Source organism: Halobacillus sp. KGW1, assembly GCF_001592845.1.
Lineage (GTDB): Bacteria > Bacillota > Bacilli > Bacillales > Halobacillaceae > Halobacillus.
This window is the reverse complement of record NZ_LSOC01000005.1, coordinates 68,907-86,691: the sequence shown is the minus strand read 5'-3', so window position 1 is coordinate 86,691 and position 17,785 is coordinate 68,907. Positions and strand designations below refer to the sequence as shown.

Annotated in this window: 17 protein-coding genes and 1 riboswitch; of the genes, 7 read left to right on the top strand and 10 right to left on the bottom strand. The window is 46.3% G+C overall.

Going from position 1 to position 17,785, the window contains the following annotated elements; genetic code table 11:
* The first annotated feature begins 28 nt into the window (after positions 1-28).
* The 3 genes from AXG56_RS17890 (at position 29) to AXG56_RS17880 (ending at position 2,911) form a co-directional block, all read left to right on the top strand.
* On the top strand, positions 29-667 hold the full coding sequence (locus AXG56_RS17890; RefSeq protein ID WP_008636327.1) for an isoprenylcysteine carboxylmethyltransferase family protein: 639 nt from the start codon (positions 29-31) through the stop codon (positions 665-667).
* 17 nt (positions 668-684) lie between these two features.
* On the top strand, positions 685-2,193 hold the full coding sequence (locus tag AXG56_RS17885) for an NAD(P)/FAD-dependent oxidoreductase (protein ID WP_008636325.1): 1,509 nt from the start codon (positions 685-687) through the stop codon (positions 2,191-2,193).
* An 82-nt stretch (positions 2,194-2,275) separates the two neighbouring features.
* Positions 2,276-2,911, top strand: coding sequence for a uracil-DNA glycosylase (locus AXG56_RS17880; protein WP_008636318.1), 636 nt, complete (start codon positions 2,276-2,278; stop codon positions 2,909-2,911).
* Here the strand turns inward: AXG56_RS17880 and AXG56_RS17875 are convergent.
* The 7 genes from AXG56_RS17875 to AXG56_RS17850 all read right to left on the bottom strand — a co-directional run bounded on the left by AXG56_RS17875 (position 2,908) and on the right by AXG56_RS17850 (position 9,850).
* The gene (locus tag AXG56_RS17875; RefSeq protein ID WP_062515746.1) at positions 2,908-3,558 is read right to left on the bottom strand and encodes a hypothetical protein; all 651 of its coding nucleotides are present in this window, start codon (positions 3,556-3,558) and stop codon (positions 2,908-2,910) included. The two genes, AXG56_RS17880 and AXG56_RS17875, sit on opposite strands and share 4 nt — an antisense overlap.
* Positions 3,551-4,120, bottom strand: coding sequence for a sigma-70 family RNA polymerase sigma factor (locus tag AXG56_RS17870; RefSeq protein WP_051348838.1), 570 nt, complete (start codon positions 4,118-4,120; stop codon positions 3,551-3,553). The genes AXG56_RS17875 and AXG56_RS17870 overlap by 8 nt, the downstream gene beginning before the upstream one ends.
* 266 nt (positions 4,121-4,386) lie before the next feature.
* Positions 4,387-4,479, bottom strand: a complete 93-nt coding sequence (locus tag AXG56_RS19245) for a putative holin-like toxin (RefSeq protein ID WP_008636312.1) — start codon at positions 4,477-4,479, stop codon at positions 4,387-4,389.
* A gap of 161 nt (positions 4,480-4,640) precedes the next feature.
* Positions 4,641-6,035, bottom strand: coding sequence for an ammonium transporter (locus AXG56_RS17865; RefSeq protein WP_062515745.1), 1,395 nt, complete (start codon positions 6,033-6,035; stop codon positions 4,641-4,643).
* 25 nt (positions 6,036-6,060) lie between these two features.
* On the bottom strand, positions 6,061-6,402 hold the full coding sequence (locus tag AXG56_RS17860; protein ID WP_008636308.1) for a P-II family nitrogen regulator: 342 nt from the start codon (positions 6,400-6,402) through the stop codon (positions 6,061-6,063).
* Between the two features lie 157 nt (positions 6,403-6,559).
* Positions 6,560-7,597: a ribonucleotide-diphosphate reductase subunit beta gene (locus AXG56_RS17855; protein ID WP_026577018.1), complete on the bottom strand. Its 1,038-nt coding sequence runs from the start codon at positions 7,595-7,597 to the stop codon at positions 6,560-6,562.
* Between the two features lie 18 nt (positions 7,598-7,615).
* Positions 7,616-9,850, bottom strand: a complete 2,235-nt coding sequence (locus AXG56_RS17850) for a ribonucleoside-diphosphate reductase subunit alpha (RefSeq protein WP_062515744.1) — start codon at positions 9,848-9,850, stop codon at positions 7,616-7,618.
* Positions 9,851-9,991: 141 nt separating this feature from the next.
* Positions 9,992-10,169: riboswitch (cobalamin riboswitch) on the bottom strand.
* 192 nt (positions 10,170-10,361) lie between these two features.
* On the opposite strand from AXG56_RS17850, the gene AXG56_RS17845 reads away from it, so the two are divergent.
* Positions 10,362-11,039: a class I SAM-dependent methyltransferase gene (locus AXG56_RS17845; protein ID WP_026577016.1), complete on the top strand. Its 678-nt coding sequence runs from the start codon at positions 10,362-10,364 to the stop codon at positions 11,037-11,039.
* Between the two features lie 68 nt (positions 11,040-11,107).
* Here the strand turns inward: AXG56_RS17845 and AXG56_RS17840 are convergent, their stop codons facing one another.
* The gene (locus tag AXG56_RS17840; RefSeq protein ID WP_062515743.1) at positions 11,108-11,992 is read right to left on the bottom strand and encodes an alpha/beta fold hydrolase; all 885 of its coding nucleotides are present in this window, start codon (positions 11,990-11,992) and stop codon (positions 11,108-11,110) included.
* 234 nt (positions 11,993-12,226) lie between these two features.
* Between AXG56_RS17840 and AXG56_RS17835 the strand changes: the two genes are divergently transcribed.
* A complete protein-coding gene (locus AXG56_RS17835; RefSeq protein WP_008636282.1) occupies positions 12,227-12,652 on the top strand; it encodes a pyridoxamine 5'-phosphate oxidase family protein in 426 nt (141 codons plus the stop codon).
* A 66-nt stretch (positions 12,653-12,718) separates the two neighbouring features.
* Here the strand turns inward: AXG56_RS17835 and AXG56_RS17830 are convergent, their stop codons facing one another.
* Positions 12,719-14,101 carry a DUF2254 domain-containing protein gene (locus AXG56_RS17830; RefSeq protein ID WP_062515742.1) on the bottom strand — a complete coding sequence of 461 codons (1,383 nt, stop codon included), beginning with the start codon at positions 14,099-14,101 and terminating at the stop codon, positions 12,719-12,721.
* Positions 14,102-14,246: 145 nt separating this feature from the next.
* On the opposite strand from AXG56_RS17830, the gene AXG56_RS17825 reads away from it, so the two are divergent.
* Complete coding sequence (locus tag AXG56_RS17825; protein WP_062515760.1) at positions 14,247-14,699, top strand: GNAT family N-acetyltransferase; 453 nt, start codon at positions 14,247-14,249, stop codon at positions 14,697-14,699.
* Between the two features lie 78 nt (positions 14,700-14,777).
* Complete coding sequence (locus tag AXG56_RS17820; protein ID WP_008636279.1) at positions 14,778-16,232, top strand: aldehyde dehydrogenase family protein; 1,455 nt, start codon at positions 14,778-14,780, stop codon at positions 16,230-16,232.
* A 38-nt stretch (positions 16,233-16,270) separates the two neighbouring features.
* On the opposite strand, the gene AXG56_RS17815 is transcribed toward AXG56_RS17820, so the two are convergent.
* Positions 16,271-17,785: a SagB family peptide dehydrogenase gene (locus tag AXG56_RS17815; RefSeq protein ID WP_062515741.1), complete on the bottom strand. Its 1,515-nt coding sequence runs from the start codon at positions 17,783-17,785 to the stop codon at positions 16,271-16,273.

The window sequence follows — 17,785 nt, the reverse complement described above, 5'->3', positions numbered from 1 at the left end:
TGTTTATGGAATGAGGAATGGGGGAATAATGATAGATAGCAGCTATGAAAGAAGAATGGATGGGAAGGAGGGGGCTTTCTGTGAGAATGGACGGCTTTCCGGAAGCATGAATCTCTTTGAGCTTCTGTTTTTATTCGTCACAATTCTTTGGATTGGAGAGTTTGCTTTGTTCCGCAACCATCATTCGACAAAGGGTGGTGGTGAAGCGGAACGTCGCTCCTTCCCGATCATTCTAATCACCGTTCTACTGGCGGTTTGCGCAACGTTGATCATGCGTGAATGGAACTTCGGTATTCTGTCTATCCGCTGGGTATGGTGGGTGGGTCTGCTTATTTACGCGGCTGGTGTGTGGCTTCGTTACTGGGGCATTATGCACCTTAAGGACCAGTTTACAAGGGATGTCTCTGTGAAAAAAGGAGACAAGCTTGTCAGCACAGGACCTTACCGCTGGCTGAGGCACCCCCTCTATACAGGTTTATTTTCCATCATCATCGGCTTTTGCTTAGGTGTAGGGAACATATACACAGCCTTTGTCTGCGGAGCTTTGGTTGCTTCTGCATTACTACATAGAATCCGCCTGGAAGAAGCGATGTTGGTTGAGGAGCATGGAGAGAAGTACAAAGATTGGTGTCGCAGGCGATACCGATTGATTCCTTTTGTCTATTAAATTCGGAGGTGGATCATTTGAAAAAGAAAACAGCTGTTGTTGTAGGTGCTGGTTTAGGTGGGATGTCTGCTGCGATTCGGTTGACTGCAGACGGATATGATGTGAAAGTGATTGAAAAGAACAGCAACCTTGGCGGAAAGTTGAATAAGAGAGAAGGAAAAGGATTCACCTTTGATACCGGTCCATCGATCCTGACTATGCCGTGGGTGTTGGAACAGCTGTTTGAGAGCGTCCACCGACGTTTGGATGATTATATAACAGTGGAACGGGTGGAGCCTCAATGGAGAACCTTCTTTGAAGACGGGACGTCGATTGATGTTACGAGTGACCTTCCAAATATGCTGGAAGAAATGGCTAAAGTAACGGACAGGCCGAACAGGAAGTTGACGGATTTTCTCTCCTACAGCCAAGATATGTATGAGCTTTGTATGAAGAGCTTCTATAAATACAGTATTTCAGATCTGAAAGATTTAAAGAGTCACCACAAATTCAGTGAACTATTACAAATGGATCCGATGAACACGGTCGCTAAATCCACCCGCAAGTTCTTTGATAACAAATATCTAGAGCAGTTGTTCAATTACTTCGTTATGTATGTGGGGTCGAACCCATACGCAACACCGGCTATTCTTAATCAGCTTGTCTATGTACAGCTGGGGCTTGGCATCTATTATGTCAAAGGCGGTCTCTATAATATTGCGGAGGCTATGGGACGTTTAATGGAGGAGCTGCGTGTGGACGTCCAATTTAACTCTCCTGTTCGTCAGCTTGTTGTGGAAAATGAGCGCGTAATCGGCGTAGAGACGGAAGATGGCACGGTGCATGAAGCGGATGTTGTGGTATCCAATTTAGAGGCTATTCCTGCTTATCGCAAGCTTGCACCGCAAACGGCCAAAGTGAAGAAAGAAACAAAGTCGCTGGAGAAGAAATTCGATCCCACGGTTTCAGGTCTTGTTCTCCTCCTTGGCACAAATCGTAAATTTAACAACCTTAAGCATCATAACTTCTTCTTTTCAGAAGATCCAGAGCTGGAGTTCAAGCAGATATATGAGCAGGGAAAACCAGCGGATGACCCGACAATCTATATTGGTATCTCCGCCCGTTCAGACGAATCGCAGGCTCCGGCAGGTAAAGATAACCTGTTTGTCCTGACACACGTTCCACCACTTGAAAATAAGAAAAGAAAGCCGGTCGACTGGGATGCTTATCGCGAGACCGTCCTGGATAAGCTGGAGCGGATGGGGATGGAAGGAGTTAGAGATTCCATTGAATTCGAATATCGCTTTACTCCGGAAGATTTAGAGCGTTTATATGGACCGAATGGTGGATCTATCTATGGTATTGCTGCTGATCGTAAGTCGAATGGCGGTTTCAAGATCCCTTCGAAGAGTCAGGTTTTTGAGGGTTTGTACTTTGTAGGGGGGTCCACCCATCCTGGAGGTGGAGTACCGATGGTCACGCTGTCTGGTCAATTGACTGCTGATCTAATTAAGGAAAATGAGACAGAAGCAGTTCATCAAAAATAGCGGAGGGCGGTCGGCATTGCCGGCCGCTTTTTGTTTTTGTATGAACATAGATGTAACGGGAAAGGTTAGGAGGATGCTGGAAATGGAGTGGCCGAAATCGATGTTAAAAGATGCAGAACGAAGGATGGAAGGGTGTCTTGTGGAAGGATTTGTTCCTGGTAAGGGAAACCGTAACGCAGAAATTATGTTGGTAGGGGAAGCGCCTGGAGAGAAAGAGGCGGTTGAAGGGGTTCCATTCATTGGACGGGCGGGTAAAGAGTTGGATAAGCAGTTGGAGTATCTTGGTTTGGAACGTGATGACCTGTACATTACAAGCGTAGTAAGGAGTCGCCCGTACAAATGGGTGGATTCCAACAAAAAGGGGAAGCGAAAAGCAAATAGAAAGCCGAATAAAAAAGAAATAGAAGCCCATGCACCATTGCTGGACTACCAGGTGGAACAGGTGGATCCGGATATTATCCTCGTGTTGGGTGGTGTTGCCTTGCGAAGGCTGACAGGTGAAGAAGGCAAAATTAGTGTTCTCGTCGGACAGTTGATGGAAACACCATTGCTGAAGTATCGTCCAAAAGAAGGCGGACCTAGGTGGTGTGAAACGGAGAAAGCCTATCGTGTCATTCCTCTTTATCACCCCGCAGCTGTCTTCTATAACCCGAAAATCAAGCCGACTATACAACAATCTTTAGACGATGTGAAACGACATCTATATAAGGAAGATTAAGGGGAAACGTCAGGGAGTGGATGGGTCTCTGCGTTTTGGAATAAGTAGTATCCCTGTTTCCCGGTACCGGTAGAAGCTGTTCCTTCGTCCCGCCAGCTTTGAATCGCAATTTTTTCTTTTGGATCTTCCTCCTTAATGCTGTAAATAGAAGTTTTTGTCGTCTGCGTCGGCACAGACTTTAATTTATCCTTGGCGGAGGGTAGGTGTTCCATTGTGCCAATGACCTCGTGGAGCTGTTTCGGGGATACTTGTTTATTTGTTTGGATGTAGGCTTTTCCTTCGTGAATGATGTAGGTGGCGCGGATCATTTTAGATACTTTTATGTCGGTGCTGTGTTCTGCTCCGGCGTTTGCGAATTCAGCGTCTTCGATGCTTCCAGCTGTTTTGAAGTCGCCTTTTATGGTCTGTCCGACTAACGTGGAAGCTGTCATTGGAGTTTGGCTCTCTGTGTAGGATAGAGATAAGAGAGCAGCCGTCGGGAACACAGCTAATAATGGGAAAAGCATTCTCCTCTTATAGGGAGTCTTTTCTTCCTGACGTAAGGATTTCAGAACAGTTTTTTTCATGTGGCGTCCATCGAAAGGGACTTGGTCGTACTTGAGCTCTTGTGTGATCTTTTTTAATTTACGATCCATTATATCACTCATGTCGGAGACTTCCTTTCTCAGTCAAACGGTCCTGAAGAATTTGTCGCGCGCGCCTCAGTCTGGTTTTTACCGTGTTTGGACTTATTCTCAACACCTGTGCCACCTCGTGGACATCGAATTCTTCAAAGTAATAAAGGACGATCATTTCCCTGTATTTGTCGTCGAGTTTCAGCACTTCTTCCAACAAGGCTTCTTCCTCGCTGCGTTGTAATAGAGTCTCTTCCGGGGTGTGTCTTCCTGACGGCAGGTGACGGAACATTTCTGTTCCCCGCTTGATGACCCTTTTAACGTAAGAGCTCTTTAAATAGTCTTTACACAGGTTAATTGCTATTTTGTACAACCATGTTTTTGTGGTGGATTCTTGTTTGAATGTCGGATACTTTTGGTAAGCTTTGATCATCGTTTCCTGAACAATATCTTCGGCAGTAGAGTAGTCCTTGACGTACGAAAAAGCCAGCCATTTCAAATCGTGGCCGTATTCTTGAATCCATTGTTCCACAAGGGCTTGGTCGACAACGGGTGCTTCCTGGCCGGATGACTTGGAGTGCTGTTTTCGTATCACAATGTCCCACCTCTTTCATATAGACGACACACATCGTTCTCAGGTTTTAAAAAACACCTTTTTACATACATTCGACTAATGGAGTAATAAATCCTCCGGGAGGCGACGGTGTTGAGGGTCTTATCAGGTTTCCGGGGATCGAAAATGGGGTGGATGGTTCTTTTGTGGGCGTGCTATAATAAAAATGAAACCGGCAACAGCGGCTACTGTCGCCGGAGGATACCGTTCTAAAATTTGATAGACACAGGCCTTTCCTGAGGGAAGGTCTATTTTTTATTGATTTTGATGATAAGCGCAAGGAGTGTAATGATGAAGGTTCCAAACGCCAACATGGTCATCAAAGCTTCGTAAATACTCATCGCTGGCCTCACTCCCTTTCTATTACGGTCGTCCTTACCTATGGAAGGAAACGGTATCTATGTACAAGGATACCACAAAATGATTAAAATAAGAACATACGTTCGTAAAATAGATAATAGGAACTAAAAAATCCCGCCCCTTATGAGAGGGCGGGGTGGGTTTATTGAGCTGTTCTTTCTTCTTTCGGAGGAGCTGTTTGTTCGTTCTGTAATCCATCGAGGCGATGAAGAAGCCCTACTCCAAAATCGTTATCAAGGACAGGGTTTTCGTTAAAGATTCCTCTGCTGGATTCGTAAGCGGAAGACCCATGTTCGACAAAATCAAGCCCGGAAATCTCTTCTTGCCGGGAGACGCGAATGCCGATTGTGCTCTTGATAAGGAAAACAACGATGCCGGTTGCGACAACTGTCCATGCAATTACCGCGAGGATTCCTACGGCTTGGATACCCAGTAAACGGAAGCCGTCCCCGTAGAACAATCCCCCTTCAATAGAGAAGAAGCCTACAGCGAGTGTTCCCCAAATCCCGCAGATACCGTGAACGGCGATGGCTCCTACAGGATCATCCACACGAACGACGCGGTCAAGAAATTGAACAGATTCAACAAGGATGACGCCTGCGATTAAACCGATGATAACAGAACCGATTAAGGAAACGTTGGCTGCCCCTGCTGTGATACCTACAAGACCTGCCAGTGCTCCGTTCAGAGTTAAGGATGCATCGATACGCTTAAATTTCGCGTAAGAATAGAAGGCTGATCCGATGATACCTGCAGAAGCTGACAGCAGGGTGGTTGCGATGACGGAAGGTACGAGGGAAGGGTCGGCAGCAAGTGTGCTCCCTCCGTTAAATCCGAACCAGCCGAACCAAAGAATGAATACACCAAGTGCTCCTAATGGAATGTTATGACCAGGGATGACGTTCACTGTCTTTCCACTGTATTTGCCGAGTCGAGGCCCCAGGAACAGGACGGTAACAAGTGCTCCTACAGCGCCGGTCATGTGTACCACTGTAGAACCGGCGAAGTCTACGAAACCGAGCTCGGAAATCCATCCGCCGCCCCAAATCCAGTGTCCTACAACCGGGTAAATCAAACCTGTCATGAAAAGGGTAAGTATAAGATAAGAGCCTAGTTTCATGCGTTCAGCAACGGCGCCGGAAATAATGGTGGCACACGTGGCTGCGAAAACAGCTTGGAAAACGAAGAATCCGATTTGATCTTCTTGTCCGCTGAGGAGAAATCCATCTGTACCTATGATGCCGCCACCTGAAGTTCCGAACATGATTCCGTAACCGACAATAAAGTAGAGGACGGCTGCGATGGACATTGTCATGAAGTTCTTCATGAGGATATTCAGTGCGTTTTTAGAGCGTGTGAACCCCGACTCCACCATGGCGAATCCTGCATGCATGAAGAATACAAGAAATGCTGCGATCATAATCCAGGCCATGTCGAGGGACTGCAGGACAGAGTCAGCTGTGACTGCCGTTTCTGCACTTGCGACGACAGGGAAGCCCAGGAGTGCGATAAAGAATATAGGAATAATTTTTTTCATAATCTTCTTCCTTTCTAAAATGGTTTTAGACCAGTGCTTCTTTTCCGGTTTCTCCTGTCCGGATTCGAAATACTTCATCGATGGTAGAAACGAACACTTTCCCATCGCCGACTTCGTTTGTTGCGCAGCACTCCATGATTGCGTCTATGATGGCACCTAATTCATGATTTTCCACAACCATTTCCACTTTCACTTTCGGGTAGAGCTTGATTTCAAAGCGGTTGCCGCGGAAAATTCCTTCCTGGCCTTTCTGTTGTCCGCACCCTGCCACCTCTGAGACTGTCAGTCCTTTCACCCCTAGTTCGTCGAGGTTGTGGCGTAGTGTCTGGAACGCTTCCGGCCGAATGATCGCCTCTACTTTCTTCATGAATAGTGTCCTCCTTTAGAATCATGTTAGGTTTCCTAACACTTAAGGTAATGAATAAATATAACTATAAATGAAATATTCTGAAAAATCAAGAGCGTTTTTTAGTGTTATGTAAGAAAAGTTAACATAAAAAACCGGGCACAAGGCCCGGTCAGCTTTATAAGTCATCGAATCCGTTCGTATCGGAAACTTTCGTGTATTGTCTGGACTTCTGCTCAAAGAAATCGGATTTTCCTTCATCTACTTCCTGATAAGCGCGAATCCATTTCAATGGGTTTTTCTTATAGGAAGGGAAAGGCTTCTCTGCTCCGAGCTGTTGACACCGTTTGTTGGCCATGAAACGGATATAATCCTCTAAATCATGGATCGGAATGCCGGGGAACCTGTCACCGATGATATGATGGGCCCATTTGATTTCCAACTCGGACGCTTCTTTAAAGGTTTCCGTGACGAAGCGGTGGTATTCTTCCTTATCCAGTTCTTCATTCTCGTTCAGTGTTTCCTTAAATATTCTTGCAAACAGGTTGACGTGGATCTGTTCGTCCCTGTTGATATAATTGATCATCGTACTTGTAGAAACCATTTTATTATTTCGTGCCAGGTTGTAGAAGAACGCGAAACCGGCATAGAAGAATAGTCCTTCTAAAACGACATCATAAACGATGGAACGTAAGAAGGTATCAACAGAAGGGTCCTCATCGAAAGTTTGATATCCATCCGTGATGAACTGATTCCGCTCTAAGAGAACTTCGTCATGTTTCCAGTATTCGAATATATTTTCCTGTTCCCTTTGATCGACAAGAGTGGACAGGACATAGGAATAAGATTGGTTATGAACGACTTCCTGAAAGGCCAGGACCTGCATGAGTGCAGACAGGCTGGAATCTGTAAGGTAGTCGGCTATTTTACCTGAGTAATCGGTTTGGATAGAATCAAGAAAAGCAAGGAGACCGATGATTTTCTTGAAGGAAGCCTGTTCTTGTTCCGTAAGTTCGGGCCACTGCTTTAGATCATTGCTCATATTGATTTCGTTTGGTATCCAGAAGTTCGAAAGCATGTTCTTATACATAGGGTAAGCCCAGGCGTAACGGGTATCATCCCAGTTCAATACGTTTGAGCTTCTGCCGTTAACAATACCTGTTGAAGCATTGGGAGCTTCATGATCCACCAGTTTTCTTTTGTTTATTGTGCGCATGATAGGTGTCCCTCCTTATTATGATGAACAGTATTCACAGTCGTCGTATTCGCCTTGACTGGAAGTCGATCTTGTATAATATGTCGTCTTCATCCCGCTTCGCCATGCATCCAAATGCAGGGAGAGGAGTTCTTTCGCCTGAATGGTATTTCTTACATACATATTGAAGGAAATGGCCTGATCGATGAATCGCTGGCGGATACTGTTCTGCTTGATGCTAGTATGCTGATCAATATCGTAAGCGGATTTATAATACCCGTAAGTCGTGTGATCGAGCTCTGGTGCGGTTACTGGAATCTTGTAGTCTTTCTTCTCTTCTGAGTAGAACTTTTTGAAAATCGGATCGATGCTTGCTGTGCTTCCTGCTATCAGGGAAGTGCTGGAGTTTGGAGCGACAGCGAGCAGGTATCCGTTCCGCATTCCTTGTGTCGCTACTTTATTTCTCAGCTCATTCCAGTTCCATGTGCGGTCTTGGTCAAACGATCGTTTAACAAAAAATTCCCCGGTCTGCCAGTCAGAACCTTCAAATAGAGGGTAGCTTCCTTTTTCTTGAGCCAGCTCACTGCTTGCTTCTATCGCGTGATAAGCAACCGCTTCGTACACTTCCTCTGTATAGGCGAGTGCTTCTTCTGATTCCCAGGCAATCTTCTTCTTTGCAAGCAGGTGGGCCCAGCCGAAGGTTCCTAGACCTACGCCGCGATATTTCTGATTGGTCAATTGCGCCTGTAGTACAGGAATGGTGTTTTGTTCAATTACGTTGTCGAGCATACGTACTTGGATTGCAATCAAACGTGGAAGCACACCGGCTGGAACCGCACGGCCCAGATTGATGCTGGAAAGGTTACACACGACGAAATCACCAGGATTATGGACGGTAATGATCTTCCCGTCTTCCACGTATTGTTCGGATTGAGTGGTAGGTCTTTGATTCTGTGCTATTTCTGTACACAGATTACTGCAATAAATCATGCCGGCATGGTTGTTTGGATTCATCCGGTTTACTTCGTCCCGATAGAACATGTATGGTGTTCCGGTCTCCAACTGTCCAACCATGATCCGTTTCATAATTTCAATGGCGGGCACAGTTTCTTTGGAAAGCTCCGGGTTCTCTACACATGCCTGGTATTTATCTCTGAAAGAGCCTTCGCCGCGTTTTTCATCGAAATAATCTTCCAGCGAAAATCCCATGACTTTGCGTACTTCGTGAGGGTCAAACAAGTACCAGTCTTCCCGATTCTCCACTGCTTCCATGAAGATGTCCGGAATGGATACGCCTGTGAACAGGTCGTGCGTCCGCTGCCGTTCATCTCCGTTGTTCAATCGGCTGTCAAGAAACGGGAAAATGTCTTTATGCCATATGTCAAGATATACAGCGACGGCACCTTGACGCTGTCCGAGCTGATCGACGCTCACGGCTGTATTGTTTAACTGCTTCATCCAAGGAAGGACGCCGGAGGAAACCCCTTTAAATCCACGGATATCACTGCCGCGGCTGCGGATTTTGCCGAGATAGACTCCGATCCCTCCTCCGTGCTTACTGAGATTGGCGATGTCTGTGTTGCTGTCGTAGATGCCCTGAAGGCTGTCATCTACCGTATCGATGAAGCAGGAGCTCAGCTGACCATAACGTTTCCCCGCATTTGCTAAAGTCGGGGTGGCTACAGTCATGTATAAATGACTCAAAGCCCAGTAGGCTTCTTTTACGAGTGCCAACCGTTTTGGTGCTTCTTCTTGTGACATTAAGACCATTGCAATGATCATAAAGCGCTCTTGAGGAAGTTCATAAACTTCTTTCTCTTTACTTCTTGCAATATATCTGTCACTCAATGTCTTCAAACCAATGTAGGTGAATTGATGGTCACGTTCAGGGGCGAGTGCTTTTTCTAATTGGTATATATCTTCCTCTGAGTAATATGTAAGCAGCTTCTCGGAATAGATGCCTTTCTTAATCAACGTGCAGATTAGACCATGAAAATCTTCATATTCCTTGTTTGTTCCGCGGTTACTGGAAGCTTCCTCATACATCTGCTCAAGCAGCATTCTGCTGGCTGCAAATGTCCAATCCGGTTCCATTTCATCGACCTCAGCCAGACACTCGAGAATAAGAGCGTGGCGCTGGTCCTGTTCCGTCATATGTTCAAAACCTAAGTTAGGAATTTTATGGATGATGCGATCCAGATCAAGCATAGGGAACTCGGTTTTCCAAGCTTCTAATCTTTCTTTCCATTGGTCTTTAATTGCTGATACGCTCATGGTTTCACTCCTTGATCTGATATCTACATATAAAATAAAAAAATCCACTCCGGGAAAGGGAGTGGATGAAACCATGAAACGATGCGAGACACAAAAAAGTCCTCGTTCCATCGCTTCATCTTCTCAATCCCCGAAGAAGTTGAAACTCTGCCGAACGAAGATAGGTCTCCTGGCTGGCATCCGATCTTACTCTGGTCCTTCCCGTGCGCGGCACAGTGGAATCTTCCATTTCGCGGATGCGTACAGTTGCGGGGGCAGCTCCGGATTGGTTACCGGATTCCCTATTAAGCCTTGTGGCATCTTCTGTTCGCAAATACTATATGTAGTTGTTCAGATTAATTTTATTAGCTTATCTTGTGTTTCTATCATAACGGACAACGAAATAACATTCAAGCCTTTTCCATTCTACAACAAATACCTCCAAGCATCAAAACCCAGACACAGCGCATTGGTGTAAGGTATAATTTTATAAGAAGAAATATATATAAGAAGCGGAAAGGCGAGTGAGGAAATGGTTAAGTTCGATTGGCATAAAGAAGCAGAAAGGCAGTGGGACGACCGTGCCGGGATGTGGAGTTCAAAAAGCAAGGAAATGTGGGACGAAGGAAGTCGAAGTACGATCCTTCCCTTTCTTGAGAATCATATCCTGAAAGGAAAAGTAGCCGACCTCGGCTGTGGAGACGGCTATGGATCTTTCCGGCTTTGGCAGAAAGGATATGAGGTCACAGGGGTTGATTTGTCGAAAGACATGATTGATAAGGCGAATGCCAGAGTCAGGGAACAAGGACTTACCTTCGTCCAGGGGGATCTAACTGCTCTACCTTTCGAAGATGATTCGTTTGATAGTGCCATGGCGGTCAATTCATTGGAATGGACGGAGATTCCTTCACAGGGGCTTAATGAGATGAAGCGGATACTGAAGCCTGGGGGAAGACTTTGTATCGCACTGCTTGGTCCGACGGCAATGCCGAGGACCAACAGCTATCGCCGCTTGTTCGGGGAACAAGTCATATGCAATACGATGATGCCGTGGGAATTGAAGAAGATGGCAGAAGAGACAGGGTGGAGATCAATAGCTGGACAAGGGGTTTACAAGCGTGGTGTCGAGGACAGTCTCTTGGAGGGGCTTGAAGAAGAATTAAAGCAGGCACTTACATTCATGTGGGTATTTATTTTCGAAAAAGAATAAAACAATCCGGAGTTGCTTACCAATGCATCAAGGCGCATTGGAGCAAACTCCGGACTTTTTTTGTTGGATTAAGGATGCTCACCGCTTGTCGAACGCATGGGTACTGTTTCCCACAAGAATTCAGCCACTATTCTGTCGACTTCCGCAAGCTCATGGAGGCCGGAGTGGGTTGCCTGAGGCTGGTAAATTCTCTCTTCGTAGTAACGGCCGAATGGAACGATGTCTTCCAGTCCGTGGACGCTTGAGGCGTGGACAAGACCATCCCAGTGCTCCTGCTCCGGGGACTCCTTGTTGATGATTCCGGCCACCGCAAGGACGTCTACATTATCTGAGAAATGATCCTTATTCTTAACCATATCCTGGAGAGCATCAGAGTCTGGTCTCAAATCCACGGTTGCGGCCCCGTAATTGGATTCAAAATAGGAATCTTTCCGAATGCCTTTAAATGGACTGGCGATAGCAGCAACTTTCTTAACGGCAGGTACGCCGTCCGCAGGTTCGTTCAGTAAATAATTGATCGACGCTAACCCGCCCATGGAATGTCCGATAATATTTACTTGTTGAACATTGTAGCGGGAGTGAAGCTGGATCATCACGTTTTCGACCCATTTTGTTTGATTGGAAATACTGGCGCGATTATCTTCGAACAATATCTGCACAAACGGGTTCTTTGTCTGGGGGAAGCTTCCCTGGATGGAGAGGGTACCATCGTTCGCTACATAGACCGTCATCCTTTTTTTTCCCCAATTCATGGACTGCATCCGGTCCATCATGGTCTGGAAGCTCCTCGGCCCCCCTTTGAACCCGTGAATGAATAAGGTCGGTGTTACTTCTTCGCGCGGGTACGGTTCCGAGCTGCTCGATTTTGAATTGATCATCAGGATGAGCAGCCCTACAAATATAGAACCCAATGCAATATAAAGCCATTTCCAATTTTTCATTTGTAAAGTCATGGTTGTTCCTCCCGAATCCTGTCTTTCCTTCAGTGTAAAACAAGGAAGGCTTTGGATAAAACGATTTTATGCAAATTTGCGCATCCATGTGCAGAAACGGGTCTTCTTAGCTTGCCCTTAAAGAGCTGTGTCATGACCGACGGCATATTTTTGTGTTTAGCTCTCGTTTATCGGGGAAAACTGGAAATGTATGAAAGACAGAGCAGCATATATGGAGAAGGGAGCTTGTTTGCATTGACACAAGATGAATTAAAGAGCCAGATTAAGCAGATTATGGAACAACATAAAATCGGTACGTTGGCTACCGTAAAGAATGACAAACCTCATACCCGTTATATGACATTCTGGAATGATGAACAATTCACATTCTATACTCCTACGAACAGCGACACACATAAAGCGGATGAAATTGAAGCGAATCCGAATGTCCATATTCTGATCGGCTATGAAGGCGAAGGATACGGGGATACGTACTTGGAAGTGGAAGGACAGGCGAAGATCCGTGAAGACCAGGAAATTAAAGAAGAGTTGTGGTCGGAGCGCATGAACCGTTGGTTTGATGGGAAGGATGACCCGAACTATATTGTCCTTGAAATTATGCCGGAAAGCATTCGTCTAATGAACGAAGGGGAAGATACGCCTGCAACGCTTGATTTGTAAAAGGATACAAAAAAGGAAACCTCGACTTGTTACAGTCCGGGGTTTCCTTTTTTATTTTTTCCGGATTTAAGAAGTTGGAAGTTCGTCGTAAAAGCGGCGTTCGATAGCGAAATAGTCCAATGTATTATTTGTAAGTTCTGCTAAGTGGTTCATCGCCTGCAGCAGAAAAGTCTTATCAAGCGTATAAATGACTTCTTCTTCGATATGGTCAAGCGTATCGCAGGCGAACTTCCACAGCATCTGGTGCTTAGATTCGTCGATGGATTCTGCCACCATCCCAAGACCTCTGATCAACTCCGTAATGATAAGGTGGTTGCTGCGCGCATAATGTCGTATAAATCCGAATCCCCTGTAAATATAGGATTCGAACGACTCAGACAGAAGCACGACTCTCGTCTGTTCCTCTTGGTCCATTAAATAAGGGGTGAAGGTGATGTAGTCCTCCACGGTAAGCATGAGATCGGCCATTTGATGGATCGTGTTGGTCGCTGTTTTGGGATCGTCATTTCCCAGTGCTTTAATCGCTACTTCCGCCAGTTTATGCATCCCCATCTGAATGTCCTGCAATTCCGTCTCCTTATGACCGATATGTACCATAGAACAATATTCTTTATAATCGTTGCCCGCTGCGCCGGGCCCCCAGTAGCTGAAGAGTGTATTCCCTTTCAATACATAGTCGCCGACTTGGGCGTGAAGATGGACGATAATGTCGTCTTTTCTCGCCTGTTCAATCATTTCCCGATAATCCACCAGCTGTATGTAGCCGGATACGGGTGATTTAATCGGACGGGCATCATCCTGGTATGCTTCCAACAAGTCTTCCGGGTTCTTTTTGCGGTATGGTTCAAGGTCTCTATGCAGCGTTTGGTTAATCATTGTTTCTGACGTTTTTTTCATGGTGCTTGTAATGTTGTGGACCTGCATCCATGTCGTGGCATGGTTGATGAAATACACGAATGTGACGGCAGATATAAAGGTGAGCAGGACGGTAATAATCGGTACGGCTACGAAGAATTCACGTTGGGCATTTCCGATAAATAAGAAGGTAATCAATACATAGACGAAGTTGCCGTTGAAGATCCCGAGAGCATGTTGTGTCCGTTTATCCGAAACGAAGTTTAGAAGCATCCTTGGTGAAAACTGGCCGCTGAATGTCGTGAGGACGACAAGCAGGGAGTTCAATGTGAATGCGCTTAACGTCAGCATGCCCCCGATCAGCGTACTGACAAGCATGCGGGTAACTTCAGCGTTGATCTGAAATATGTTTTGAGTATATTGATTGACTTCTACGACGAGATCAAGCGTCAGGGTGATCCCGACGACCACGAGGGACATAATGATATAGATGAACGGCATATACCATATAGCCATCTGCACCTCGTGCTTCCTCTGCCTCTTTGGCATCTGAAGATATTTTTTCAATGATATGGGAAGCATGTTGCTGAACATAACCAATCCTCCTAATTCCTTTTCCATTGCCGGGTTCCCTGAAATTATTCAGATAAAACGATTCGGAAAGAAATTGTAAAAAATTCTTTGTATGGGAAAGTCCGCTTCGATATAGTAAAGGAAAAAAGGTGAGGATGGGATGAAGATGAGATGGGTCAGGAAATCATTTGATGAGCTTAGCAAAGAGGAATTATACCGGATCTTAATGACACGGGTGGCTGTATTTGTCGTGGAGCAGGCATGCCCTTATCCGGAAGTCGACGGCAGAGATCAAGATTCTCTGCACCTGTGGCTGGAGGTGGATGGGGAGATAGCGGCATACTGCCGGATTATTTCTCCGGAAAATGTGGATGGCCATTACACGATTGGTCGTGTCCTGGTGACAGAGGACCATCGGGGGAAAGGATATGCGAGGGCGATGATGACGGAAGCGGTTCGTGTGTTGGAGGAAGAATGGAAAGTTGGAAGGATCTTTCTTCATGGTCAGGAACATCTGCGCCACTTCTATGGATCCTTCGGCTTTGAGGAAATATCCGACGTGTATTTGGAGGATGGAATCCCGCATGTCGATATGATAAAGCAGACAGCAGGCGGCTGAGACGTTGGCTGCCGTTTGGATAATCTGATGCGAGGGTATCATACTCCTGTGGAAATCTTGAAATGGAGTGTGAATAGAATGAGCCCTAAAACATTTACGAAACAGTTTATAAACGGACGCTGGAAGAATGGGTCCAGCGATAAATTTGTCGAAAATATTAATCCTTACACAGAACAGTCGATCGCTTCTATCCCCTCAGCAAATGAGGAAGACTTGAACGAAGCATATGAAGCTGCCTATCAAGCTCAGAAGTACTGGATGAACACAACCCCAAGGGAAAAGCAGGGCTATTTCGACCGCCTGCTGGAGGTCGTTCAAGATAGAAAAGGTGAAATAGTCGACTGGCTCGTCAAGGAATCGGGAAGTACGATGGTTAAAGCCGAGGTGGAATTTCAAGCGACTGTAGGAATTATCAGGGAATCGGCTACGTTCCCCAACCGTATGGCTGGACAGATCCTTCCGTCTAATACTCCGGGGAAAGAGAATAGGATATACCGTTCGCCTAAAGGTGTGATCGGTGTCATTGGTCCATGGAATTTCCCGCTTCATTTAGCTGTTCGTTCAATTGCGCCGGCACTTGCTACGGGAAACACAGTCGTCGTTAAACCGGCCTCTGACGCGCCGGCGACATCGGGGCTCTTGATTGCCGACCTCTTTGAAGAAGCGGGATTCCCTGAAGGAGTGATCAATGTCGTAGTAGGGCGCGGATCGGAAATCGGGGATGCGTTTGTAACACACCCTTATGCAAAATTAATTTCCTTCACTGGTTCGACAGAGGTAGGGAGCCACATAGGTGAATTGGCTGGAAAGCATATTAAAGATACGGCGTTGGAACTCGGTGGTAACAATGCAATGATCATATTAGAGGATGCGGATATCGATCGTGCGGTTCAGGCGGCGACATTCGGGAAGTTCCTGCATCAGGGTCAGATCTGTATGTCGTTAAACCGGATCATTGTTCATGAACGTGTCCATGATGAATTCGTTGAAAAGTTTAAGCAAAAGGTGGAAAGCCTGAAGGTAGGCGACCCGGGAGAAAAAGATACAGTGGTCGGTCCCTTAATTAACAGAGATGCGGTAGAACGCATTCAGAAAGATATGAACGCGAGTGTGGAGCAAGGAGCGGAAATCCTTACAGGCGGAAAAGCGGAAGGGAATGTTTTTCACCCAACTATCCTTACTGGAGTGACCAATGATATGCCGATTGCTCAAAATGAGGTGTTTGGAGCAGTGGGAGCAGTAATTAAGGCGTCTTCCGAAGAAGAAGCGATTGAAATAGCCAACGGTTCTCCCTATGGTCTCAGCGGCTCCGTCTTTACGACAGATATCCACAGAGGAGTGGAGGTTGCCAAGCAAATTGAAACCGGTATGATTCACATTAATGATCAATCAGTGAACGATGAAGCTCATGTCGCCTTTGGCGGAGAAAAAGAATCCGGGCTCGGCCGTTTTAATGGCGAGTGGGCATTGGATAAATTTACGACTGTCAAATGGATTGGTGTTATGAATGGATACCGTGAGTACCCATTTTAATAAGGAGACCCTGCGTCCGACAAAGACGCAGGGTTTTTTTAGGCATGGAGAACACCGGACAGTCTGCTTTTCGGGGTATGGTAACCGATCGGAATCTGGATGAGTGTCGTCTGGTTCCGGATGTCTAATTGATAAATCGAGTCGGGAATGGGAACGTGAAATCCAAGCAGGGGGTGTCCGTTCATTCCTAAAGCGCTCGCTGCCAGTAATATTCGCTGCATCACCCTTCCGGCATGAATCAACTGCATCCGATAACCGCCTGCGTCTACATTCCTTGCTCCTGCCACATGAATGCATAAAGGCGTATGGTGAAGCGGGACGTTATGCATGGTCATCCCGGACTGCAGCATCTGGCGGAAATCTCCTTTTTCTATGGTTAGAAGAGAGTGGGAGGCAGGGTCGTATTCGTATGCTCCTGCACCTATTCTGTCAGTACCATTTATACATAAATAGATGGAAATGGATGATACATCCGGAAGAGTGGACTGTTTCAAAAGGGCCGCTATTTTCCCGGCATCCATAGATCTATCTATAAAGTCCCCTTCGGGCGAGCAGCGGTTCATACATGCATCTTTGAAGGAAGAGGTGGTGGCGCGCGACTCAGAGAGTGGATAAATGTCTTTACCGTATTTTTCTTGCTGCGGTACGGATGCATTGGTACGGAAGAGGGAAGAAGAAGATAGAACGGCTGCTTCATGGAGCTGGAGGATATCCTGGTGTGGTTTTATATGTTTCGACCGTTGGTAACACGTTGTCTGCACCGCTGGGATTTCCTCGATTAGAGATGCACCTGTAAGCTCTTCCTTCCCAGTTGCAGCAGGTATCTCTTGTTCCGATAACGCCAGGATGCCCAGCGTCGTTTCTTCCAGACGATTGAGGCCGAGCAGGTGATCAGCTGCCTTATGAAGGAACGAAAGATGGACACGTGAATGCAAGCCGAATTGACGTGCTGTTTCCTCTGTCTGGCTGATTACTGCCCCCGCATCCAAGCCTTGCAGCCGGAATGAGAAGTTATGGTATTTAAAGAAATTCTTCCAATATACCGTTGTGATGAAACATACGGCTTTGCATGAAGAAACATCCAGACGAAGTCCAAGGGTTTTCGTTATATAGTCATCGAAGTTTCCTTCTCTTATTAATACGAGACGATGATGGGCGGCATCATAATGGTAGACGCCTTGTGCAAAAGGCGTCTCTTTTACATAAAGATACAGCTCGCTCGGATACAGTCCTCCTCCTGAAGGTGCGAAGCGGCGAAGCGAAGGGAAGGATGTAGATGTCTTCTCCTCCGAGTCTGCCGGCGTCGCCGTGTGGGCAAACTGGGTGAGTCCATATGCGAACCAAAGAAAATGGCCGATCCATTCCGCCCCTTCTAATTTCCTTCTGCCTAGAGGGCTTGGGTTCAAAGGGATATGGTGATCCAGTAAGAAGGATGGCAGTTCTTTATACAGTTTGTAGGGAAGGGGGGCATCTTCCCAATCTACCTCCCAGTCGGAAGGGATGACCGCCTGGCTTTGAAAATGGAGACGGTACAGAAAGGACTCGGGGTGCAT